General features: G+C 31.9%; 29 protein-coding genes. All 29 read left to right on the forward strand.

Features of this window, described 5'->3' with window-relative positions; genetic code table 11:
• The first annotated feature begins 59 nt into the window (after positions 1-59).
• The 29 genes from DI077_RS15740 (at position 60) to DI077_RS15880 (ending at position 24,450) form a co-directional block, all read left to right on the forward strand.
• The gene (locus DI077_RS15740; RefSeq protein WP_109020920.1) at positions 60-608 is read left to right on the forward strand and encodes a hypothetical protein; all 549 of its coding nucleotides are present in this window, start codon (positions 60-62) and stop codon (positions 606-608) included.
• The gene (locus tag DI077_RS15745; protein WP_109020919.1) at positions 608-979 is read left to right on the forward strand and encodes a hypothetical protein; all 372 of its coding nucleotides are present in this window, start codon (positions 608-610) and stop codon (positions 977-979) included. Before DI077_RS15740 ends, DI077_RS15745 begins: the two co-directional genes overlap by 1 nt.
• A 207-nt stretch (positions 980-1,186) precedes the next feature.
• Positions 1,187-2,107, forward strand: coding sequence for a hypothetical protein (locus DI077_RS15750; protein WP_109020918.1), 921 nt, complete (start codon positions 1,187-1,189; stop codon positions 2,105-2,107).
• Between the two features lie 172 nt (positions 2,108-2,279).
• The gene (locus tag DI077_RS15755; protein WP_167837171.1) at positions 2,280-3,209 is read left to right on the forward strand and encodes a hypothetical protein; all 930 of its coding nucleotides are present in this window, start codon (positions 2,280-2,282) and stop codon (positions 3,207-3,209) included.
• Positions 3,202-3,597 carry a hypothetical protein gene (locus tag DI077_RS15760; protein ID WP_109020917.1) on the forward strand — a complete coding sequence of 132 codons (396 nt, stop codon included), beginning with the start codon at positions 3,202-3,204 and terminating at the stop codon, positions 3,595-3,597. Before DI077_RS15755 ends, DI077_RS15760 begins: the two co-directional genes overlap by 8 nt.
• Positions 3,598-3,798: 201 nt before the next feature.
• Positions 3,799-4,425 carry a type II toxin-antitoxin system antitoxin SocA domain-containing protein gene (locus tag DI077_RS15765; RefSeq protein WP_109020916.1) on the forward strand — a complete coding sequence of 209 codons (627 nt, stop codon included), beginning with the start codon at positions 3,799-3,801 and terminating at the stop codon, positions 4,423-4,425.
• Positions 4,425-4,796, forward strand: coding sequence for a hypothetical protein (locus tag DI077_RS15770; RefSeq protein WP_109020915.1), 372 nt, complete (start codon positions 4,425-4,427; stop codon positions 4,794-4,796). The genes DI077_RS15765 and DI077_RS15770 overlap by 1 nt, the downstream gene beginning before the upstream one ends.
• Before the next feature lie 225 nt (positions 4,797-5,021).
• Positions 5,022-5,540 (forward strand): hypothetical protein, encoded by a 519-nt coding sequence (locus tag DI077_RS15775; protein WP_109020914.1) that lies wholly within the window; start codon positions 5,022-5,024, stop codon positions 5,538-5,540.
• Positions 5,537-6,229 carry a hypothetical protein gene (locus tag DI077_RS15780; RefSeq protein ID WP_109020913.1) on the forward strand — a complete coding sequence of 231 codons (693 nt, stop codon included), beginning with the start codon at positions 5,537-5,539 and terminating at the stop codon, positions 6,227-6,229. The genes DI077_RS15775 and DI077_RS15780 overlap by 4 nt, the downstream gene beginning before the upstream one ends.
• A gap of 318 nt (positions 6,230-6,547) precedes the next feature.
• Complete coding sequence (locus tag DI077_RS15785) at positions 6,548-6,772, forward strand: DUF433 domain-containing protein (protein ID WP_109020912.1); 225 nt, start codon at positions 6,548-6,550, stop codon at positions 6,770-6,772.
• Positions 6,762-7,124, forward strand: a complete 363-nt coding sequence (locus DI077_RS15790; RefSeq protein ID WP_109020911.1) for a DUF5615 family PIN-like protein — start codon at positions 6,762-6,764, stop codon at positions 7,122-7,124. The genes DI077_RS15785 and DI077_RS15790 overlap by 11 nt, the downstream gene beginning before the upstream one ends.
• 35 nt (positions 7,125-7,159) lie before the next feature.
• Complete coding sequence (locus tag DI077_RS15795; protein ID WP_167837173.1) at positions 7,160-7,318, forward strand: hypothetical protein; 159 nt, start codon at positions 7,160-7,162, stop codon at positions 7,316-7,318.
• 242 nt (positions 7,319-7,560) lie between these two features.
• The gene (locus tag DI077_RS15800; RefSeq protein ID WP_109020910.1) at positions 7,561-8,559 is read left to right on the forward strand and encodes a hypothetical protein; all 999 of its coding nucleotides are present in this window, start codon (positions 7,561-7,563) and stop codon (positions 8,557-8,559) included.
• A 756-nt stretch (positions 8,560-9,315) separates the two neighbouring features.
• On the forward strand, positions 9,316-10,008 hold the full coding sequence (locus DI077_RS15805) for a pentapeptide repeat-containing protein (protein ID WP_167837172.1): 693 nt from the start codon (positions 9,316-9,318) through the stop codon (positions 10,006-10,008).
• A gap of 238 nt (positions 10,009-10,246) precedes the next feature.
• Entirely contained in the window at positions 10,247-10,762 is a 516-nt protein-coding gene (locus DI077_RS15810; protein WP_109020908.1) for a hypothetical protein, read from the forward strand.
• A gap of 32 nt (positions 10,763-10,794) precedes the next feature.
• Complete coding sequence (locus DI077_RS15815) at positions 10,795-11,073, forward strand: type II toxin-antitoxin system RelE/ParE family toxin (RefSeq protein ID WP_109020907.1); 279 nt, start codon at positions 10,795-10,797, stop codon at positions 11,071-11,073.
• Positions 11,073-11,369, forward strand: a complete 297-nt coding sequence (locus DI077_RS15820) for a HigA family addiction module antitoxin (protein WP_109020906.1) — start codon at positions 11,073-11,075, stop codon at positions 11,367-11,369. Before DI077_RS15815 ends, DI077_RS15820 begins: the two co-directional genes overlap by 1 nt.
• A gap of 293 nt (positions 11,370-11,662) precedes the next feature.
• Positions 11,663-12,040, forward strand: a complete 378-nt coding sequence (locus tag DI077_RS15825; protein ID WP_109020905.1) for a type II toxin-antitoxin system RelE/ParE family toxin — start codon at positions 11,663-11,665, stop codon at positions 12,038-12,040.
• Positions 12,006-12,323 (forward strand): helix-turn-helix domain-containing protein, encoded by a 318-nt coding sequence (locus DI077_RS15830; RefSeq protein WP_109020904.1) that lies wholly within the window; start codon positions 12,006-12,008, stop codon positions 12,321-12,323. Before DI077_RS15825 ends, DI077_RS15830 begins: the two co-directional genes overlap by 35 nt.
• Positions 12,324-12,492: 169 nt before the next feature.
• Complete coding sequence (gene drt3a / locus DI077_RS15835; RefSeq protein WP_109020903.1) at positions 12,493-13,689, forward strand: antiviral reverse transcriptase Drt3a; 1,197 nt, start codon at positions 12,493-12,495, stop codon at positions 13,687-13,689.
• Positions 13,682-15,565, forward strand: a complete 1,884-nt coding sequence (drt3b, locus tag DI077_RS15840) for an antiviral reverse transcriptase Drt3b (protein ID WP_109020902.1) — start codon at positions 13,682-13,684, stop codon at positions 15,563-15,565. The genes drt3a and drt3b overlap by 8 nt, the downstream gene beginning before the upstream one ends.
• A 325-nt stretch (positions 15,566-15,890) precedes the next feature.
• On the forward strand, positions 15,891-17,111 hold the full coding sequence (locus DI077_RS15845) for a Shedu immune nuclease family protein (RefSeq protein ID WP_109020901.1): 1,221 nt from the start codon (positions 15,891-15,893) through the stop codon (positions 17,109-17,111).
• A gap of 206 nt (positions 17,112-17,317) precedes the next feature.
• Positions 17,318-18,385 carry a tetratricopeptide repeat protein gene (locus DI077_RS15850; protein ID WP_109020900.1) on the forward strand — a complete coding sequence of 356 codons (1,068 nt, stop codon included), beginning with the start codon at positions 17,318-17,320 and terminating at the stop codon, positions 18,383-18,385.
• Positions 18,386-18,575: 190 nt separating this feature from the next.
• Entirely contained in the window at positions 18,576-19,553 is a 978-nt protein-coding gene (locus DI077_RS15855; protein ID WP_109020899.1) for a hypothetical protein, read from the forward strand.
• A gap of 210 nt (positions 19,554-19,763) precedes the next feature.
• The gene (locus tag DI077_RS15860) at positions 19,764-20,528 is read left to right on the forward strand and encodes a hypothetical protein (RefSeq protein WP_109020898.1); all 765 of its coding nucleotides are present in this window, start codon (positions 19,764-19,766) and stop codon (positions 20,526-20,528) included.
• Between the two features lie 211 nt (positions 20,529-20,739).
• Positions 20,740-21,807 carry a hypothetical protein gene (locus tag DI077_RS15865; RefSeq protein ID WP_109020897.1) on the forward strand — a complete coding sequence of 356 codons (1,068 nt, stop codon included), beginning with the start codon at positions 20,740-20,742 and terminating at the stop codon, positions 21,805-21,807.
• 517 nt (positions 21,808-22,324) lie between these two features.
• Entirely contained in the window at positions 22,325-22,519 is a 195-nt protein-coding gene (locus DI077_RS15870) for a hypothetical protein (protein WP_109020896.1), read from the forward strand.
• Between the two features lie 82 nt (positions 22,520-22,601).
• Entirely contained in the window at positions 22,602-23,036 is a 435-nt protein-coding gene (locus tag DI077_RS15875; RefSeq protein ID WP_109020895.1) for a PH domain-containing protein, read from the forward strand.
• A 229-nt stretch (positions 23,037-23,265) separates the two neighbouring features.
• Positions 23,266-24,450, forward strand: coding sequence for a hypothetical protein (locus DI077_RS15880; protein WP_109020894.1), 1,185 nt, complete (start codon positions 23,266-23,268; stop codon positions 24,448-24,450).
• Positions 24,451-24,652: the final 202 nt, after the last annotated feature.

Consider the following 24,652-nt stretch of genomic DNA (forward strand, 5'->3'; position numbering starts at 1 on the left):
ATGTGTAAATATTTATTTACACATTTCTTAATCATTTCAATATTGAAACGCTATAATAAATGTTAATTTTAGCTAACGATCAAATAATCAATAATATAGTAGGAAATACCAGTCTTTGGTATTCTGATCCTTTATTAATTTTCATATTAACTATCATAGGAATAATAATATCAACTCTCGGTTCTTGGTTTTCCTTTGAAGCCTATCAGGCGGCAATAAAAGCAGGGCATATTGTAAAAATACAAGACATTTTAATTGAAGTTACAGAACTTACAGAAAAATGTAATCTTAAGTTAAATTTAACCTTCGAACAAGCTAGTGAGCTTTTACACCTTTTATCTTCTAAAAATAATAGAGTCATAACGATCTTTTCAGAATTAATTTCAAAATCTGATGCAAATCTGATAGTGGAATTAAATAATGCATTTGAAAATGCTAGAGGAAAATTAGACTCTCTGAATCCAGTTATCAATCCAGGATTACAGAATCAAACAATCGATGGTTTAGTTTATTATACAATGGAATCGGAATTTTCTAAAATAGGGCAAACTCTCAATAAATTAAAGGCTGTATTAGAAAAAAATAGTGCACCTGGAGGATCAAAATAATGGATGATGAATTAATTAAACAGCTTGAAAATCTTATTTCTTATACAAAAAAAAATAAGATACCGTGGAAGTTTTTAAATGAGCAAACCTTTCGATGGACAAAACAGGAAACTCTAAAAAGCAATCAATTAATAACTACAATCCAATACGCAGGCAAACAACAACGAGCCACTTTAAATGATTTAAGTGAATTATTTGACTATTATATACTAACAATACAATCAACAAATCCATCAGAATTATTACTACAAATAACCTCTAATGAAAAAATTTATCAAGAAAAATTAAATGACCTCTTTAATGCAGCTAGAAATGCCAGTAAAGTTACCACCGCAAATGTTCTGAAAAATTTGCTAGATAATATATATTAGAAAAGTGACAAAACAACACACGACGCATAACTACGCCTTACCGCTACGCTGCGGGATTCGCTTCGCTCACCCTTGCTCGGGCTAAAGCCACATTGTCCTCCGTCACGTTTCTTGCTTAGCAAGAAAGCGTGCCGACGCTAACGCCTCAAAGAGGCTCAGCTACGGACAACGTCGGTAAGGCTAGTTCGTTATACGCCATAAACTAAAATGAGTATTGATATAAATAAATTTAAAGAAAAATTTAAGTCTATTCAAGATAAAGATATAGAAATTCAACACTCAGACCAAAATGAGAAAATAGTAATTTTAATATTTAAATATCCAAATCGATTTCTACCACATATAAAATTTGAAGATGAAAACTTAGAAACAATTATCCGATTTAGAATATCGAAAGAAGAAAACGATAAGGATTCATCATTAAAACATCTTGTGATTGAGGTAAATTTTTGGAAAAAATTATTTGGAGAAAATTTTGGCAAATATAGCGATAGATTTAAAAAAATGGAATATGAAAAATATCCACTTGATATGAATTTTAATGAGTTCTCTTATGATTCATTTTCTGATCAAATTTATCTTCATAATGACTCGATTCAAACTATCGAATTAATCAATTATATTTTAGATTTTCATTTTAAAATCACTAAAATCATATCTGGTTTACCGATTAGAACGAAACTATATAAAAAAAGATTTTTAACACGCTTATATCAATTCTTGTTTAATTGTTTAATGAATACTGAGTATATTTTGTTTGGGAAAAAAACCAATATTACTAAAGAGCAGAGATTTTCTTTTCCTGCGAATAATCATAAAAATAATATACCTCAGAAAAAAGATCATGAAGTAGGAAAGGAGATCGAAATTCTTGGTATTAGCGGAATGAAAATTCATTTATGGGATTTAACAACGTTTTCCTACATTCAGATTATAATTTTTCTAATTTCATACAAGCTCGATGATAAGGTTTTTGCATTAATATATAATTCTGCACTACTGTCTTTATTCTATGTGATTATAGCATTTAATCTTTACAGCTCGCTATTAAGAAAAATACTTAATAAGTCAGCAGAATTTTTCTGGAATAAATATACAAAACTTTTATCTACGAGACTAGAACTCTAGTTTACGGCGTATAACTACGCCTTACCGCTACGCTGCGGGATTCGCTTTCGCTCACCCTTGCTCGGGCTAAAGCCACATTGGCTGTCCGTCACGCTTCATGCTAAGCAAGAAGGCGCGCCGTCTGCCAACGTCGGTAAGGCTAGTTCGTTAGCCGCCATAAAAGGAAAAAACCATGACATTCAAAGATAATGCGTTAAATATTCTTACAATGGGTGCGTATGGAAAAATCAAAGCCGCCCTAGACCAATATAGTAATGTATTGGATAAGTTCAATATTCTTAAAAAGAAACATGATAAAAGAAAAGCAGAGATTAATGAAGCTTTAATGGATCTCATTGAATCGAAGAAAAAAGCCATTCTCGAATTAAAGAAAATAAACAAAATTACAAAATTGCTAAACATTAAACAAAGGCAAGAAATTGAATATTCATTTAGTTCAAATGATTATTCATTTAAGCAAATAGAAGGAAGCATTACAGCAGGTGAATTAGCATTGATAAGTACCAAAGGCTTAGTGAGTGGGATCAGCACTGCTTTAGGTACGTGGGCATTGGTTGGAAATTTTGGCGTTGCTTCCACCGGTACTGCTATTGGGTCGTTATCAGGAATTGCTGCAACGAATGCAATTTTGGCGTGGTTTGGCGGAGGATCAATAGCTGCGGGTGGTGGTGGAATGCTCATAGGCAGTTTCGTCGTAGGTGGGATAATCGCTGTTCCTACAATAGCCATTACAGGTATTTTTCAACATTTATCTGCCAACAAAAAAATCATTAAAATTAAAGAGAGCGAACTTCAAGTAATTAAGAATATTAAAGATATTAAAAAGAACCTCATCAATTTCAATAATATTGAACATAGATCGAAAGAAATTAATGATTCTTTAATCAAGTCACTTGAAGGCTTCCAATTAATCTATACTGAAGCATATAAAAAAATTTACAAGTATGGATTCTTTTCAAAAGTATTTAAGAAAATTAAATCGATCTTTACAGGTCGCTATTTTAATAAATCGGATTTAGCTGAAATTCAAATTCTAGGAAAAGCAACCAGTGATGTGCTGAAGATCGTAGATACTAAAATTTTTGAGGAAAATAATGGCTAAATTTAACTTTAAAGAGATTATGAAAAAAATCCCCGATCTACCCACAGCCGATGTAACCAAAGCTTTCTCCCAGTTTTTAGAATACAAAAAAGAATCTGAAATCACAGCTAGAAAATTAAAAAGGTTAGAAGTTGCGAGAGAAACTTTGCTAAAAGATATCGATAAGAAATATGATTTCTATCACAGATTATTTTCAGCCGTTTTCGAAGAAAGAAAGCAATCGATTGATAAATTCTTTGAAATTATCAATCGTGGAATTAAAACGAATGACAGAGAATTGATATCAATGGGATTGCAAAATTTAAGTAATGTTGTATCTTCCAGTCCATTCTCTAATATTTCTGAACTAGGGAAATTAATGGACTCTGGTCAAAATATAGATCTATAACCACGTTTTTACGGCGGCTAACTACGCCTTACCGCTACGCTGCGGGATTCGCTTACGCTCACCCTTGCTCGGGCTAAAGCCACATTGGCTGTCCGTCACGCTTCCTGCGAAGCAAGAAGACGCGCCGGCCGCCAACGTCGGTAAGGCTAGTTCGTTATACGAAAAAAACTAAATCTTGACAAAAAGAGACATAAATATAAAATGATCGGCATGAAAGCTGGAAGCAAAATTGATTCAAAAATTGCGTTCCTAATTTCTTTTTTTCCAAACAAACGTATAGCAATTACTCATTTAGTAAAATTACTTTATGCATTAGAACTGAAATCAATTGCAGAAAAGAAGCGAAGATTCTCACAGCTGAAGTTTATTCATGATCATTATGGACCAAATATTCCTGAAATAGAATCTATTTTAAGCTCTTCCTTCTTTGAAGTACAATTTGATGAAGATCAAAAATATTATTATTCTAATTTTAAAAGCAATACTAAAGAAACTAAATTTTCAACTGAAGAAGCTAAATTTATCGAAGAATTTGCCTTAGAGTTTAGGGAATATAGATTTTCAGGAAAAGGCGATCCAAGAAATGCTGGTGGTTTGCTTGGATATGCATACAATACAGAGCCTTTTATTGAAACCAAGTTTAAAGAAGAAATAAATTTTGAAAAATACATTGGAAATTCCTTTATAGATAAAGTTTTAATAAAAGATAAAGATTTCGAAAGATACAAAACCCAGGCGTTAAAACTAAGCGAATTTATAACCCCATTATTTACTCAAGAAGCGCGAAATAAAATGAGAACAAGGCTTAGTAAAATTAAGAATAAATAATGAGCCAAGAGGAATTTGAACGAAATTCGTTCGGAATTTTTAAAAAAACAATAGATACTTATCCAGAAAATTACTCAAGGCAACATGGTTGTTATGAGCTTTTTAATAGAGAAACCTACCGTGTCCTTGTAGTTGAGTGTATGAAAACTAGAAATGGTGCATACAATCTGGCTACTCCTGAAGATCGAACCTATTTTTTTCTTCTGGCACTTCAAGAAGACGAATCATTAGATGTTAATTTTTCAGTTTTTGACGAATCAATTTTACCAAATCACAAAACCGAAATAATAGAGAAATTATTAATTTTATTCATGGACTTTCAAAATATACACCATAGCAGAAGAAAAAACTTTTTAAAAGCATTGTTTTAAAAAGTTTTCTTCGCATAACTACGCCTTACCGCTACGCTGCGGGATTCGCTTTTGCTCACCCTTGCTCGGTCTCCGACACATTGTCCTTCTGTCACTCGCTTGCAATGCGCAAGCTACGTGCCAGTCCCTAACGTCTCTTTGAGACTCAGGGTCGGACAACGTCGGTAAGGCTAGTTCGTTAGCCGAAATTGATTAAATAGTTACAACATGATTTAGGAAAAGGTAATGACATATAACACAATATTAGAAGCAAAGCATGCTTATGAGAAAGAATTTAATCTCTTAAAAACAGAAGTAGAAGGTATTCTTACGATTGTATTACAATATCTAAGAAGTAATCTAAATTTAGATTCAGACGACACGAGATTTATAAAAATCTTCAATACATCCTTTATCGGTAAAAAAATGGGTAAAGAAGAATTGATAAGCCTTTCACATAAAGCTGATAGAGCGATATCAGAAAAAAAGGGGTATTACGAGTGTAGCTTTATGGCTCTAGTCGGAAAAAGTCTGATGGACGATTTGCAAGTTTTAATCTCAGGGATTATCATTTCAAAAGATCTTACAACAAATCGATACATTCTTATATTTAGTTTAGAAAAAGAAAAAATTCTTTATTCTAATGGAATTAAAGACGATGAAAGTTTAAAAAATTTTGCCGCACACATAGAAGGTTGCTTGCATCGGTATTATACAGAAGGTGTTACAGAATGGCTTAAGAAATTTGATCCTAGGAACTTATGATGAATTGGCTAATTCAAAACCGGGATATTATTGAAATTCTCTATTTTTTATCAGGTGTCATTACCTCAATAGGAATCTTAATTGCTTTCATCCAACTCCGAAAAACTAATAAACAACTAATTTTATCGAGTAAGTTATTAGAAGTCTCCAATAAAGATATAGAACTAAGATCAAAAAGAGAAGCAATATCGATAGCCCTGAGAGAATGCGATATCTTTAAAGAAAGAATAGGGAAATTATTTGAATTTGAAGTAGAAAACGGATTCACCTACTATGAAGGTAAGATTAACGAATTTGAAAACGAAAAATTAAATCAAGAAGCCTCAAATTGGTTAGAAGAAACAATTAATCTCTTTGGGGTTAGTGAATTATTATCAGAAGTAGAAAATATACTGGAAAATTTTTCTTCATATTTCATAAGCGAACTTGCAGACTCTGACACAGCTTTCAAAAGAGTTGGTGATATCTATATAATCTACTTTAAATTTATCTACCCTTATATTGTACAAAAAAGAAATGAAAGTAATAAAGATCGGAGGAACATTTACTCTGTTCAATTATTTAATTCTTGGAATACGAAAATTGAATTGAAAGAGTTAGAGAGCAAAATGCAGAAAATTCAAAATGAAATGAACCAAAAAATATTAAAAGAAGAGAAAGGTCCGATTGGAACAAACCTCAATGACTAAAATCAACTTCGGCTAACTACGCCTTACCGCTACGCTGCGGGATTCGCACAGCTCACCCTTGCTCGGGCTGAAGCCACATTGTCCTTCTGTCACTCGTTTGCAATACGCAAACTACGCGCCAGTCCCTAACGCCTCTTCGAGGCTCAGGGTCGGACAACGTCGGTAAGGCTAGTTCGTTAAACGAAATGCCTAAAATTCTTTAAGAAAAGCCAAAAATGGGCAAATAGGCCTTCTTTTTAAGAATTATTGCTTACTCTCTGTCTTTTAAGTAAATATTGAATCTTGACAAATTTATAGATCATATCCTAAAATATAATTATGAATTACAGAGAACATCTTAGCTCTTCTCCTCAAGTTATGCTTGGGAAACCGGTTATCAAAAACACTAGGGTTACTGTTGAGCTTATTCTTGAAAGACTGGGGGAAGGTTTGACTATCGAAGATATTCTGGCTGCTACTCCAAACATCCGTAAAGAAGATATCTACGCATGTATTGCATACTCTAGCGATGTTATTAGCAAGGAAACGCTTCTTGCTAGCTAGTTTACTAGCTGACGAAAATGTTGATTTTCGTATTATTAAAATCCTTCGAGAATCCGGCATTGTTATTCATTCCATACTCGAAGATCATAAAAGTGTATCCGATTTTGAAGTGATTGAAATCGCAAGAAAACTAAATTCAATTATACTTACTTTAGATAAAGATTTTGGTGAATGGGTTTTTTCTCATAAAGAATTCACCATTGGAGTTATCTTACTAAGATATAACCCAAAAGAATATTTAGAAATTACAAAAGCTATTCAAACTTTAATCAACCAACATAATGATGACCTAGTTGGTAAGTTCGTGGTCCTTTCAACTTCCAAGATCAGAATTAGAGAAATACATTTGTAATTTCATACAACTTTGAAATAAAAAAGGTCAAAATTATGAAAAATTTAAAACTAATTTCAATCATAATTATTAGCTCTATGCTAATAATTTTTGCAGTTGATGCTGCCGGACGAAAAGGAAGCAAACGTGTCGGTGGCACAAACAGTAAAGGCAAAGGAAGTCATTACGTTGGTGGAAAAAAGAAAAGTAAATAATTCCTTTGTAGATTAAATCTTTCAAACACAGGCACTTCGTTTAACTACGCCTTACCGCTACGCTGCGGGACTCGCAAGCTCACCCTTGCTCGGTCTGCGACACATTGTCCTCCGTCACGTTTCTTGCGAAAGCAAGAAAACGCGCCAGTCCCTAACGTCTTCTCCGAAGACTCAGGGTCGGACAACGTCGGTAAGCCTAGTTCGTTATACGCAATCTTGCAAATTCTAAAACGGAAATACCAATGGAAGAAAAAATCGAAGAACTAAAAAAATTAATTTCTGAACTAAAAAGCAACAATATTACCTTTGAAGAATTAGGTAATAATAACTTTCAAAAAGCTGATGCATTCAAAAACGAATTTTCAAACTATTGTTTAACGATATTAGATGATTCTATTATCTACCATAGTAAAATAAATATATCAATTCTTTCAAAAGCGATTAACGATATCAATACTGTTTTAGGCCATATATCGTCAATTACATCAAAAATACAAAAATTGGTAAAAAATGGGATTCACACTCCAGAATTTCCCAACTCCAGAGAATCGTCTATATCTGGTATTAAAGGTCAGTATGAAAATCTCTTAGGCCTATTGTTTCCACTTCAATTTAACATTGATATAATAAAGATGCAAAATGAAATACAACAGTTAGATCCGACAGAAACAAGTAAAAAGATAGAGGATGAATTGGTTTCAATAAAATCACAAAAAAAGGAAATCGATAAAATCCTGACTGTTTTGAGAGACAAAACCTCTGAGCAATTTATCAATGAAAGCAAGAATGTGTTCAATAGTTTAACTAAGATACACAAAGAATCTGAAAAAAAATGGTTTATATTATTTTGGATAACAATTGTTATATTTATCTCCGAATTAATATTTATTTATTTTAATATATTAAATAATTTTGATTCATCGAAGGTCTACGAGATTATAAGTAAAGTGTTATTCAATTCATTTATTTTAGGATTGTTAACAAGTATCTCCCGATTTTCTTTAAGTAAATTCAATGCAGAAAGACTATTAAGAGTAACTTATGAACATCGATCAGTAATTCTTGAACAATATAAAACATTTGAATTATCAATTGGAGACAATGATATTCTAAAAAATCAACTCAGGCTGGACATTGCTAAATATATTTTTACTGATCCAAAAGTGTCTTTTTCTGATAAAAATATTAATCCCGAAATTAATTTTTCACCAATTTTTCAAATTTTGGAAAAACTAAAATAACGAGACTGCGTATAACTACGCCTTACCGCTACGCTGCGGGATTCGCTACGCTCACCCTTGCTCGGGCTAAAGCCACATTGGCTATCCGTCACGCTTCCTGCAAAAGCAAGAAGACGTGCCGTATGCCAACGTCGGTAAGGCTAGTTCGTTATGCGAAAGCGCAAAAAAATATTGCACCGCTCCAAACTCATGCTTGCGATTCTTTTAATTTTTCCTAATAATCAATTCTACACCAACATGAAAAAATCTAAACCTAAAAAATCTATATCAATCACTACTATTATCTTGCTAATAAAAGCGTTTTATTTCGTAAAAATAAATATCATAAGATTATTTCATAGATTAGGCATAATTGTATTGAGTGTTCGTCATTTTATAACTATAACAATAATACGAGTGTATTTCTTTATCAAAAGTCAAATATTGTTAATAACGGGGAATATTAGACTCTTTTACAGACATATTAGCCTAAAATACACGAAAATAAAATATAAACTAAGTATATTTAGAGCTAATTACGCTAAAAATAAATTGCAGAAAGTATACATTCAAATTTCCTCAAGATCGATATCGATCAACAACTCATCAATTTCTAGAAATGTATTAACACATCCAATTTTTTACTTTCTTTTAGTTTCAATTACTATAATAATAATTCAATTTTATTTTCAATCTGCGATCGCCTTCGTCGAGGGACATATTCCGTTTGAGATAAATAACCTAAATGGAATTCTCTTTTCTATTGTATTTGATTTAATGATCTTAGGTTTAGGTCTGTTTTGGTTTCAAAGTCGCTTAGCAAAAAACGAGGAATTGAAAAGAATTACAATTGAACTACTGGATATAGCAAAAAGTTCGAACATAGATATAAAAGAAAGAAAAATTAGAATTATACGGGATATCAGAAATTTACGAGCACACATTCCAATCCTCATTGAATTCAATTTATCTAATTTCGAGGGCGATGAAATAAATTTAATTTCGAGCTTGCTATGGAATCCTGATTTTAGTAATTCAAATCTCACAGGCCTAGAATTTAATAAAGCCCAGTTGTTACAGGGAAATGCAAAATCAACCAAATTTAACTACTGTAAATTTAGAAATGGAATATTCCATGGATGTGATTTTACTAATGCAAAATTCTTCGAAGTTGATTTTTATGGTGCAAAGCTAACTGACTCAAACTTTACTAGAGCAGATTTAACAAGATCTTACAATCTAGAAACAAAACAATTATTAGATGTATGGTCTTTATATAATTGCAAAATGGAAAAAAAACTGAAAAATGAACTGTTAAAGTTAAAACCAGTTTTATTTCAAAAAAGAAATACTAAATACAAGAATATTACTCTACATAAGTACAGAAATATTTATTTTGATGCAAAATATGGCAATCGCTGGAATAAAACAATAGAAGATATACTAGATAATTCTACAACCAGTCTATAATTTTAAATCCATTAAAGTAATTGAATTAGAACTATCCACAAAGCGCCATCGCATAACTACGGCTTACCGCGGCGCTGCGGGATTCGCTCCACTCACCCTTGCTTGGGTTGCACCACATTCCCCTTCTGTCACTCGCTTGCAAAAAAGCAAGCTCTGTGCCAGCCCTAACGCCTCCCTGAGGCTCAGGGTCGGGGAACGTCGGTAAGCCTAGTTCGTTATACGCCAGTTTGAAAAGAATATGTTAAAAAAAAACGATGAAGAAGGATTATCTTATTTTTATGTTCTTTCTGAAATTATAATAGAAGCATGGGCTGATTACTCGAATAAAAAAAATAAATACCAAATTCTAAATCTTAATAATTGGGTAATGGCCGCTTTCGAAGTTTACAGCGATATTTCAGATATTTTTCCCAATATTCTCAAGAGAAAAAGTATAATAGGAAATATTTTTTCTGAGAAAGAATTTATCTTTGAATTGGTAAATAAAAACGTTTCTATCAGGCAAGACTATCAGCTTAAAACCATTCGTGATAAATCTTTCCATGGAAAGCAAAGTCATAATAAAAATCAAAAAAAACATAATAATCTATCTTGGATTCTATTCGGAAAGCTTGCAGATGAGAAAACAAAATACATGATTAACCTTCTTGAAAACACAACCTTAGAAGTATTACAATTTAATGTTCCATTGGAGAAAGAAATCAAAAGCTATTTAGGTTACGATTTTAAATTAAAATTACAAAAAAAGACTTGATTCCGTAACCCATTGCGTTACACTCAAATCTGGTGATTAAATCATTTCTTCATAAAGGCCTCGAGGATTTTTTCAATACTGGTAGCAAAAAAGGAATAAGACCTGATCACTCTAGTAAACTTGCAAGGATATTAGATAGGTTAGATGCTTCCTTAAAGCCTGAAGACATGGATTTACCAGGATACAAGCTTCATCCTTTAAAAGGTGATAAGAAAAAGCGATGGTCTGTTTCGGTAAACGGAAATTGGAGAGTTACTTTTCTATTTGTTGGTGAAGATGCAATTTTAGTAGATTATGAGGATTACCATTAATGAAAAACACTAAAACACGAAAGCCTACCCATCCGGGAGAAGTTTTACTCGAAGATGTCTTAAAACCTTTAAATTTACCTATTTCTGAAGCTGCAAAAAGTTTAGGTGTCTCAAGAAAGACTCTTTCTGAAATTGTGAATCAAAAAGCTGGGATTACTCCAAATATGGCTGTTAGAATCGCATATGCTACAAATACATCTGCTGAAAGTTGGATTCGAATGCAAGGAAAGTATGATCTTTGGTTAGCTATGCAAGAAAAAATAAATCATATAGAAAAATTCCCTATCGCTGTTTAAAATCAAACCGGCGTATAACTACGCCTTACCGCTACGCTTCGGGATTCACTCCGTTCACCCTCGCTCGGGCTAAAGCCACATTGGTCTCCGTCACACTTCTTGCTTAGCAAGAAGTTGTGCCGACGGTAACGCCTGCATGCAGGCTCACCTACGACCAACGTCGATAAGCCTAGTTCGTTAAACGAAATGTGGCAAATTTTGATTAAAACAAAATAAGAAAAAACTGATAAAAAAGCAATATAGAGAAAATTAAATACATTGACGCTGTATCACTTTCCCGTTACACCCAAATAGTGAAAGAATTCACTGCCTACAAAGGTGAGAAATTTACTATTGAATGGTATTTTGATGACAATGAAAATTCTGATGCTTTGGATTATTTTGAAAATTTACCTGAGTCATTTCAAATTAAAACATTAGCTTTATTCAAAAGATTCGCAGAAATTGGGGAAATTAAAGACAAAACTAAATTCAATTTTGAAGGTGATGCCTTATTCGCTTTTAAGCCTATTCCCCATAGATTTCTTTGCTTCTTTGTAAAAGGGAAAAAGATTATCGTTACTAACGCATTTCACAAGAAAACAGACAAATTACCAAAAAACGAAAAAGAAAGAGCATTAAAAAGAAGGGAAGATTATGAAAAACGAACAAAAAAAGACAGCTATTACTAAAACTACATTTGATCGTTTAATGAAAAATCAAGCTTTTAAAGAAAAGTTTGATAAGGAATACGATGCTTTAACTCTTTCTGAAACCATTATTGAATTAATGGAATCAGAAAAACTTTCTGTAAGAGAGCTCTCTAAACGAGCAAATGTTTCAAGCACTGTTATTCAAGAAATCAGAAGTGGAAAACAGGACAATCCTACTTTACTAGTGCTTTCTAAGTTAGTTCACACATTAGGCGCTGAGATTATTATAAAAAAAGGCAAGAAAACTCTTGCTAATGTATAAGCCACACTTCGTTTAACTACGCCTTACCGCTACGCTGCGGGATTCGCTTTCGCTCACCCTTGCTCGGCCTTCGGCACATTGTCCTCCGTCACGTTTCTTGCTTAGCAAGAAACCGCGCCGTCCGCCAACGTCGGTAAGGCTAGTTCGTTATGCGACATTTCTTAAAACTATGATAAAAAAAGATACAACAAAGTTCCAATATTCTCCAAATCAGATTAGAAAAGTAATTAGAAAATCTGATTTTTGGAAATATAAGTTAGATAAGGATCAACTTATTACATTGACTGAAAGTATTGCAACTGAATTTGCAGAGAATAATTCAGAAACCAAGGGACTTGAAACTATCGATTTCAGACATAAAAAAATATTCATAACAAATAATATTTATGATACATTAACAATTAGAAAAACATCGGAAATTCTTGAATCGCTATTCCATGTTAATTCCTTCAGTAGAGAACAGGAAATTTTACAACTTAAGTATATACTTGAGACCGAAAAGTCATTTTCTATAGTCAGAACAGACATCAAAAATTTCTTTGAAAGTATATCATTTTATAAAATAATAAGCCTTTTGCAAACGAAAGGAATTTATAATAACTCTTTTTTACTTCACTTAAATAATATAAAGCGTGAATTAGATAATCATGGTCATACATCTCTACCAAGAGGACTGGCATTAAGTTCAACTTTATCAGAAATTTATTTAGAAGAATTCGACAATTTGATACGTTCAAACAGAGACATTCTTTACTATAGCAGATATGTTGACGATATAGTTATAATAACAAAGGAAAATAGTCAGAAAAAAATATTAGATTTTATAAAATTAAATCTTCCAGAAGGTTTAATTTTAAATAGATCAAAGACCAGGTTTTATCACAGTAAATCAACTGAGAAAATTAATTACTTAGGATACTCACTTGATTTATCGAATGCATTAAAAATTGGAATTTCAAAGAATAAGTTAGGTAAAATAAAGAAGCGAATTATCTTATCTTTAAAGCAGTTTATTAAAGATTCTAATTTCGAAATACTTCTTTTGAGAATTAAATTTCTTACGGGTGCGACTGAGCTACGAATTGCGGATAGAGCCAAAAAACTAGTAGTTGGAATTAAATATCAATATGCGTTATGCGATGAATCAGAAATTCAAATTAACCTTAAAGAACTTGATAACTTTTGGTATTCTGTCTTAGTTTCAAAAAAGTATTATATTTCAAATAAACTTAGAGCAAAATTAACAACAGAAAACCTGATCAAACTCAAACAAATGAGTTTTAAATCTGGCTACTCATTCACAATTACTAATTCATTAAACCCAGACACTATTTCGAAAATTCAGGAAGTTTGGAAATATGAATAAAAAAAGACTCAATTCAGGTATAAAAGAGAGGTGCTTGCTCACCGAAGTATCTCCATTTGAAACGCCAATTTTATTTTCGAATTGGGGATCATTTAATTATCTTTATAACCTAAAAAGCAATAACCCAAATGCTTTTGTTAGGGAAGTATTCTCGAATAATTATTCAGGAATTCCTTATAAATTTAGAATAAAAAAGGATAAAGAAAATTATAGAGTTTTATACTTAATTCATCCAAAATTATCAGAGAAAATAACAAACCTTTACAAAAAGTTTGAAATCCAAATTATAAAAAGCTGCCTTAAAAGCAAATTCTCGATTCGTCATCCCGTAAAAATCGGTAAGATGTTTGCCGATATTTCAACTGCCGACATGAAAAAATCATCCGTTGAACAATTCGATGAAAACACGGCATTTTCATCATCATACTTTGTTTACAAAGATTATTCCCATCTATATAAGTTTTTTTCATCAGATTATTTCACAAAATTGGAAAAGGACTATCGTCAAATGGCAACGATTGATATATCTAAGTTTTTTCCAACTATCTACTCGCATTCGATTTCTTGGGCAATAAGAGGAAAATTAGAATCCAAAGATGTTGCATTTTCTAATGGAAGGGATATTTCATTAGGTGGATATTTCGATAATCTTATTCAGGAGTCAAATTACAAAGAAACTAATGGAATAATCGTAGGTCCCGAAATGTCTAGAATATTTGCGGAGATTATTTTACAAGAAATTGATTTACTAACTGAAAAGCAGCTGAAAGTAGACGGTTTTCTTTTTGGAGAACATTACACTTGTGCCCGATATATTGACGATTATTTCATTTTTTCAAACTCAAAAACCATAATCGATAAGTTTATAGCCATAATCAAAGAGGAACTAGAAAAATATAAACTCTATCTTAATGAAACTAAAACCGCATACTTAAATAGGCCGTTTATCTCAACCATTAGTAAGAAAAAAATAGAACTTAAAAGCTTCATAAGCCAGTTAAAAACCGAAGTCCTAGACTCAACACTGAATAAGAAACTCAACAGCGAACGAGAATTAAATAAATTCCGTTCAATTATTGGCGAAATAGAAAACAATACTCATGCTTTATCGAATTACTTTTTTGGTCTGATCCAAAGGAATATCAAATCGCTCTTTGAAATAGATGAAGAAATTTGCTTAAAAGCGATAATAGTTTTTCTAGATTTAACATTCTATCAACTGAGAACTGACACAAGAGTAAATAATATAATAAAGGTCACAAATATTATATATATGACTTTAGACATCACGAAAAAATTCAAACCCTACAACAGAAAAAGATTAAATGATAAAATTTCTTCAGAGATTATAGAATGTCTTAAATCATCCATAGAATCTGATTGCGTTATTGAAGCTTTAAATCTCCTAATTATACATTCTGAACTGGGAATTAATTATACTTTAGATGTTTTCTTATTAGAAACGATTATCGAAAAATCAAAAAAAACGATCTTTGAAGATAGAAATCCAAAAGAAAGATTAACCTATTTTGAAATTATCACTATTCTTTATTACATAAAGAATAAACCACTTTATTCCAAAATCAAAGAACAAATATTAGATGAAGCTTGCAACATACTAACCGAAAATTTTCTAATTAATTATTCCGAATCCTGTCATTTATTTTTTGATTTACTTTCAGCGCCTTTCCTTGACGTTGAGGAGAAAATAAAAATTTGTAAAGCTGGAGTTCACTTCAAAAAACCCGTACCAAGCAACAAAGATCAGTCTGAAATTATTCAATACATCGAAAAGCATTCTTGGTATTTCCATTGGAATAATAATAATATATTAAGGGAATTGCTTAAAAAGAAAAAACTACAATTATCTTATTAAATATAAGGGAGATATCCTCAGAACGCCTAAAAAACGTAACCTTTGTCATTTCATCATGGCAAAAGAGGGTCATTTTTAAAACAAATGATACACACCGAGAGGGTATCTCTCTTAAATTTAATAAGAAACGTCGCATAACTACGGCTTACCGCGGCGCTTCGGGATTTGCACAGCAAACCCTCGCTTGGTCTGCGACACATAGCCCTCCGTCACGCTTCTCGCAAAAGCAAGAAGGCGCGCCGACGCTAACGCCTCCTTGAGGCTCAGCTACGGGCTACGTCGGTAAGCCTAGTTCGTTATACGCAATAAGCACCAAAATAAAGCTATGCCAATAAATATTCGAAAAGAAAAAAACGGGAAAATATCCAATTACTATTGGAATAATGATGAATTGTTTTCTAACAAGGAAATACGTATTTTTGAAATTAATCGTTCAGAAAATTACATACGTTTTTATCCTCCAGACTTTTATAATTGGAATAGTAAAAAATTTGAAGTTGTTATTGAGTTCATAGGCATGTCGAAACTACCCTATGAAATTCACGAAAAGGGCTACATTAAATCTGGAGGGAGTTATTACTTATTCAAATTTATAACTGAAGAAAATATCAACAGAGTAATTATCAATCAGGATGAACCTTTCACTACTAAAGTCGTAAAGCAAACCTTATATTTAAAATACTCCGAATTTTCAAAGTTTATCAAAGATTTACAAACAGCAATAAATGAATCTAAAAGAGAAAAAGTTTTTACTTTTAAATCGTTACAGCATTCCATTTTACCAAGTAAATACCCAGAAGGCGATTTCTCAAACAGTATAAAAGAAAAACGATTAATAGAAAGTTTAGACGAAAATATAATCTCAGACATTAGTCCCGAGAATTTAGATAAAATAGAAAATTTCTACTTATCTCTCCTAGAAAAAAAATATAAGCAGAAAGATAAGAAAACTAACTTTCTACTAAATAATTACACTGCAGTTAAATCTAAAGTTATAACCAATGCTATCCTAATCTTTAAATCCTTAATTGAGGAAAATGCTACTGAATCAAAGCTCGGCAAGTTCTTGATGGAAAATTTGTATATAATCGATTCAAAATATATAAAATCGATTCCAGAAATAAACGTTATGCTAGGTGGTAACAGGAGATTTGATTTTGGATTGATAGATTTCGATTATAATTTAGATATATTTGAGATTAAGCGTCCACAAACAAAGCTACTTGCATCCGAAACGGATCATGGAAACTATTATTTTCATCCAGAACTTGTGAAATCTGTCGTACAAGCTGAGAAATATTTATATAATGCAGAGTCTAAAAAAAGTAACATCGAAAACGATATTAAGCGTGAGTTGGAATTAGATTTTCATATTAGTTTAGTTAGACCGAATGCTTATCTTATTATAGGACATAGTAATCAGCTCAATAACGATAACAAAAAAGAAGATTTTAAAGTGTTAAGGAAGTCATACAAAAATATCCAAATTATCCTTTATGATGAAATTTTAAATAGATTATTAAATTTAGAAAAAAAATTGAAATAATAACAGCGCTTACTGCGTATAACTACGGCTTATCGCTACGCTTCGGGATTCACTTCGTTCACCCTCGCTCGGGCTACGCCACATTCCTCTTCTGTCACTCGCTTGCAATACGCAAGCTACGTGCCAGTCCCTAACGCCTCCTACAGAGGCTCAGGGTCGAGGAACGTCGATAAGCCTAGTTCGTTATACGTCATGTTTCAAAAAAAATGCCAGTAAATAATATCAGAAGATTAATAATTCTATTAGCTTTCCTGTCTCTAATTGGCCTGCTTGTAGTCGAGGCATTTTCCTTTACGAGTATATTAACAGCGATAATTGTAGATATCTTGAGTCTAATCATAAATGAAATATGGAATTCATATAAGAAAGATAAATATAAAAAGGAAAAACAGAATCTTTTAATACTATATCCATTCAAGAAGTTAAATATTCCAGAGCTTAAAGAAATCAAGGATCATAAAACTATAACCAAAATTAAAAAATATTTTAAAAAACATAACCGATTGGAAGAAAATGAAAAATACCAGGATGCTTTAGAGTATCTAAAAAAAGCACTCGAAGCAAAATCGGATATAGAATTAGTATATTCTTTCTCTTCTATACTGGTAACAGAAGGGGAATGTGACAAAGCAATTGAAAATATAAATAAAATTTCTCCAAAAAATGAAAGAGAAAAAATTCAAAAATTGACTTTCCTTACCCGATGTTATGTGAATAAATCTGAATTCAAAAAAGCGTTAAATCATTTAAAAGAAATAGAAAAAATCATTAAAAATGACGACTACAGCTTAATTTTCAACAAAATAGAACAATTGGATTACTTATACTTAGATAACAATGTTGACGAGGCAACAACGCTTCTAAAGGAAGTTAGTCACATATTTAAAGAAGAAAAATTTGTTTCATTGCATTTTTATTTACTAAGAACATTAATTGATCGTTGTTTATCAGTGAAAAATCATTTATCTACAATTCAGCTTCTCAGTTATAGCAATAGATTATTAGAAAACTCAAACATTACCGAATTAAATGAAATTGGATTAGCTTCGTTAGTCGCGATAATAGATATCAAGAGAATATATATAAATTTTTTAATAGAAAATAAGGAAATATATGATATGTTATTAGAAAATGGAATAAAGGAAGAAGACATTCAGTCATTAAAAGAAAAAAACCAAGAGCAAACTTCGGATATTAATGGAAAAATCATTTCTCACGTGAAAGAATACATAAAAGAAATGACAATAAAGAAATTAAATTCCATTAATCCATGAAACACGACGTATAACTACGCCTTACCGCTACGCTGCGGGATTCGTTTCACTCACCCTTGCTCGGGCTGAAGCCACATTGGCTTTCCGTCACGCTTCTCGCTAAGCAAGAAGACGTGCCGTCTGCCAACGTCGGTAAGGCTAGTTCGTTATACGAAAGGCAATTTTATATAATTCGTAAAAACAAAAATAAATGACAAATTATTCTGACAAATTAAAAAATATAAGAGGCTTTTCTTCGGATTTTATCTCCTTAGGAGTTTTCTCATTCAGAAATGCGATTGTATCTTATTTTACTTCTTTTTTAGATGATGAACTTGATGGAAACTATATTGATAGTAGCTCTAACCACATTAATATAAATTACCTCAATTCATATATTGAAACTATAATTCATTTCCATCATTTCTTTGAAATTTCTTTAAAAAGCATCCTTGAAAATATAAATATAATATATATCTACGATATAAAAGAATTCGAAGAGGTAAATTTTTTACATTCGATAATTAGTAACAGTATCGATAAAGACACACTTCTCAAAAAATCAAAAAATTTTAAGACAATTTCACTTGAAAAAACTTTAGAAAGACTAAACAAATTAAAAAACCTTAATTCAGATTTAGCTAAATTGCTAAATGAATTAAACATAGAAAACAATACTATAAATCAATTAATTCATTTAAGAAATGAAATTTCTCATAGAGGAATTCATTATTTAGAAATAAATGATTTTGATGATTTAATTGGAAGTAAAATAATACCTTCAGCATATAAATTAATTTCCCATTCATTTCCTGAATCAACAAAAGAGATATGGAAACATGGCAATTTACAAATTAAATTTGAACCTATTGAAGCAATCATTGACCATTATAAAAAAAATTCTAAACCAAATTATCATACTTTAAAAATCATAAAGTCTTTAGGTAAATCGGCTTATTCATTTCCTTATTTTGAAAACAATTATGGGAATAAAAAAATAGCATTTGAAAATAGCAAAGATTTTAATTTTTCCTCCGAAACAAAGGAATGTCCAGTATGTGGAAATTTATCATTGAAATTTTATGAAATTGGCATGTCAGTTAGGAATAAAACTTTTGCAGAATGCAATAATTGCTCTTTGTTTATTGATGACATCGAAACCTTCAAGAAAATAACTTTTCTTAATTAAAATTGCCCTTCGTATAACTACGCCTTACCGCTACGCTGCGGGATTCGCTTCCGCTCACCCTTGCTCGGGCTAAAGCCACATTGTCCTCCGTCACGTTTCTTGCTTAAGCAAGAAAACGCGCCGACGCTAACGCCTGAAGGCTCAGCTACGGACAACGTCGGTAAGGCTAATTCGTTATACGCAATTGCTTAAAATGTTTTCGAACAACTCATGAAAAATAAGTCATCTTACGCTGAAAGGATAGTTGGATTTCTTGATATACTCGGATTTAAAGAAATTATAAATAAGTTAGAACATAATCCAGATCTTCATGAACAGGTACTTTATGCGTTAAATAAGATGAAAGAGTATAAAACATATTCCATGTCGAGAAAGATTAAGACTGCTCTTTCTAAACTTGAAATTAGCGTTTTTTCCGATTCTATTGCAATAAGCTCAAAGGTTAATAATATATTTGATGTTCTTTGGGCTAGCGGATGGATTCAGTCGCACTTGCTATATGTTGGAATTTTGGTCAGAGGAGGAATTTCTATTGGGCCTACTTTTCATCAAAAAGGGATTTTATATGGATCAGGTCTGGTGAAAGCTTATGAAATTGAATCAAACATTGCAAATTATCCTCGAGTCGTAATAGATCCTGTTCTGCTTAATAAATTAACAGATCAGATCAAGTCAGTTTTTACAAATACGGATTCGGATGGCTTTTGTTACATAGATCCTTTCAAATTTGCGGTAAATCCACCGAATGCGACCGAACTAGCAAATGACGGATATGATCCGAGAGAAGTATATTTTAATAAAGTAAAAAAGTATATAGACGAAGCTATTGCGGGTACGGAAAATTTAAATCATCTGGCAAAATGGCGCTGGCTTTCTAATAAATTAACTGATGCCATGAGCTTATATTTAGTTAAAGGAAAATTGCCCTTTGATCAAATATTCGACAAAATGATAAAGAATGCACAAAAGAAATGATACAAAAATAAAAGCAACTGCGTATAACTACGCCTTACCGCTACGCTGCGGGATTCACTCCGTTCACCCTTGCTCGGGCTAAAGCCACATTGTCCTCCGTCACGTTTCTTGCTTAGCAAGAAAGCGTGCCGACGCTAACGCCTGCATCGCAGGCTCAGCTACGGACAACGTCGGTAAGGCTAGTTCGTTATGCGCAAGGTGGTAAAATTATATGATTTCAATAAAAGCCAAAGAATTTGAAGATATTGTTTTCAAAATTCTAAAAAAAATATATCCGCAAGTAGACAGAGAAAAAGAAGGATTTGATATTATTATAACAGACAGTTCAAATAAAAAAACATATGCTGAAGTTAAATTCTCATCTAATTATGAACTCGGAGCCCATATCATCATGGGTTGGGCAGACAAACTAAATACAGATTCATTTTTTATTGTTTCAAAGGAATCAACAACAGTAATAATCACCTCTTGCTATGTATCGGATCAAGTTATTATATCTACATTTGAAAGATATGGGATACATATTTTTGACATTAGATCATTACTTGATTTTTCATTAATCGATAAGTTTCTAAAAAATACATTAGAATCTTTTCTTTTTGAAAACGTAATAAATTTCCAAATCCCGATCGAAATTTACAATTTTAATAAAAAACCTCTTCAGCCTCCGAAAAGAAAACAACCCACGCTAGATGTTTTTAATGCCCATACACTAGATAATAACTATGAGCTTAAGGATTCAAAGGAAGAACATGAATTTTGCAAAAAACTAAAATTAATAAATCCCGGAAGGGACTTTTTTAGAGATTATGAAAACTTGTTAACAGATATAATTAAATTTTTATTTGAAACTGACATAGTAAACTGGAAAAGTCAAAAGCGGACAGAAAGTGATTTGAATATATTTGATCTAATTGGCAGGATCACATCTAAATCACTCTTTCTTTCCCAACTACAAAATGATTTTGGTTCCAAATTTATTTTATTCGAATTTAAAAATTATTCTGACCCTTTACCACCGAATACTATTTACACAACGGAAAGGTATTTATTTAAAACTGGACTCCGCAATATAGCCTATATAATCTCAAGACAAGGTCCTAGCAATAATGCTATTGTAGCAGCAAGAGGTGCACTAAAAGAAAGCGGAAAATTAATCCTCTTTTTAACTGATGAAGATCTGTGTAAAATGATAGAACTAAAGGCTATTAATGAAGACTTTTATTCTATCTTGGAAGAAAAACTTGATGATTTTTTAATGAATCTTGATCGAAATTGAAAATACCACCCAGCGCATAACTACGCCTTACCGCTACGCTGCGGGATTCACTACGTTCACCCTTGCTCGGGCTGAAGCCACATTGCCCTCCGTCACGTTTCTTGCTTAAGCAAGAAAGCGCGCCGACGCTAACGTCTCTTCGAGACTCAGCTACGGACAACGTCGGTAAGGCTAGTTCGTTAGCCGAAAGCCAGAAAATTTACTACAAGAAAGCAAAAATACAGACTAATATATGTATTAACATACATATATTATATGCTATTCTTTTTCATGTGGAGTTCGAATGGGATTCTAAGAAAAACCAGGACAATCTTGAGAAACATGATGTAGATTTTTATACCGCAAAACTGGATTTTCTTGATTAAAATAGAATTATTTCAAAGGGCATTTTACACTCTACGAAAAATTCTTTTTCTCGGGTTAATTACAGAGGTTATCATTACCGTTTGACTTACTTTGATAGGTAAAAATATCAGAATCTTTGGTGCTAGGTTTTGGTGAGAAGGAAAGAAAGTTTATGAAAAACAAAATAAGTTACTCTAAGAATCCGAAGGATATTGCTTACGCTATCAAATCTTCTTTGGTTATTAATGATTTCTTGCCGCCTCAGGATAAATTAATTATAAAAGGAGACACCTCAAAAGTTAAAAAAAAAATATCGGCTTTCTTAACGATCAGTCTAAAAAATCTGGCGTTTCATATCAATCCTTGAGCAAGAAATTTCCAGATTTATACGCTGATAAGCTTGCTCTCAAGTAGTTTCATTTATTTAAATACAACAATTGAGCGTATTTATGCAAACTCAAGAAGAAGTAAAAACACAAATTAAGACTCTTATTGAAAACTACCCGAGTGTAAGTATTGAACTTTTATATACTTATTTTCCGGCATTCAATCAGCTCCATGAAATTCTTTTAGATAATGAATTGATGAAAGCTTATTGTTTTGGTAATCTCGAAAGCTCTGAGCAGAAATTTAAGGCTGGAAAATGGCTTATTGTATGCACCGATAAACGCTTTCTTTTCTTACAAAAGGCTTCTTTACTTTTCGATTTAACTCATTTTGATATAAAATTTGAAGATTTAAAATCCATTAAAACCAAAGTAGGATGGTTCTTTGCAGAAATGAATTTACAGACGTTTTCTTCAATAATTCGAGCTTTTCATATTGGCAAAAAAGATTTTAAGTTTTTCAGCATAGCATTAGATGCTCTTGCTTCTACATTATAAACGAGCAAAAAAACAGTTATACTTCTGGCCATCGGCTAACTACGCCTTACCGCTACGCTGCGGGATTCGCTTCGCTCACCCTTGCTCGGGCTGAAGCCACATTGTCCTCCGTCACGTTTCTTGCTTAGCAAGAAAGCGCGCCGACGCTAACGCCTCCCTCGAGGCTCAGCTACGGACAACGTCGGTAAGGCTAGTCCGTTATACGAAAGGCAAGAACCTTTCCAAAAAGATGAAAGAAAAGATATTTTATTTCTTATTTTTTACTATAGGTCTTAATGATCTTGATTCCTATGCAAAATTTTCAAATATCAAAATATTTGATATGAATAAGAACATCAATAAGGCTATTAATCTAGATGATAGCTATGAAACTTTAACGGAGCAAGAAAAAATCACAATTGTAGAAGAGACAAACACCTCTTCAAAATACAAAAAAATTAGTAAATCTAATTATACACCAAGTAAAAGATCATTTTTCATTCAATATATAATCATTTCAGCAATAATTATTGCTGGGCAATTCTCATTCTTAGAAATAGTAAAGTCATATTTTAGTGACTACGAAACCAGCTCTTATTTGAATAATTTAATTTCAACAACCACCTCGAAATCTTTACTTATAGAAAAAGACATCTTAGCCATTCTTTCTTATAACCCAACATTTGCGTTAATTACGAAGCAAGACAGTATGTTAAACGAGAAATTTCTCTTTCGTGCAAAAATAAATAGATCAAAAAATCATTTAAAATTAGAAGAACGGTTTTTCTCAAAAGATTTAGCAAATAGTTCGAAATTAATGAATTCAGATCAACTTGACTTAGTTAAAGAAAAAGTAATTTCTCTCACTATAAAAGAAAAAGATATTAAAGATTTTAAAGATAAAGTCTTTAATATTGTATTAAATTTAAAACAAAGAAAAAACTTTTCAAGTATTCAAATCAGCAATGTGTCGAATTTATTAAGAAAACCCACTATTATGATTAATATTTTTATGAAAAATCAGAAAAATATTATCTCCTTAATTTATTTATCGGATTTCCTCGATCACTATTTTTATTCAATAGTCAAAGCAAGCTTTGTTTTAGTTAATTCAAATGGTGATCTAATTTATGGAACAAATATTGGGGACACGATCTTTAAGAAAAACATCAGCACTGCCGAGTATTTTAAAAAAATTAAAGAAATGCAGATTGATAATGGATTATTTTTTTGGAAAAATACAAACGAAAACTATTTAGTTTCCTACAGTAAGATAAATAATTTAGATTTAATCTTCATTAATTTATCGAAAGAAGAAAACCTTACTTATCTAATAAATCAACACGAACAGCGATTTAATATTATAGTGATTATTATAATATTTTTGACTGAATTGTTTTTATTCATCTATCTGAGAAAAATTAGGAATTTATAAACTTGCCCTTCGTATAACTACGCCTTACCGCTACGCTGCGGGATTCACTTCGTTCACCCTTGCTCGGGCTGAAGCCACATTGTCCTCCGTCACGTTTCTTGCTTAAGCAAGAAAACGCGCCGACGCTAACGCCTCCATGAGGCTCAGCTACGGACAACGTCGGTAAGGCTAGTTCGTTAAACGCAATAATTCAAATTTTAAT

Source organism: Leptospira kobayashii (assembly GCF_003114835.2).
Lineage (GTDB): Bacteria > Spirochaetota > Leptospiria > Leptospirales > Leptospiraceae > Leptospira_A > Leptospira_A kobayashii.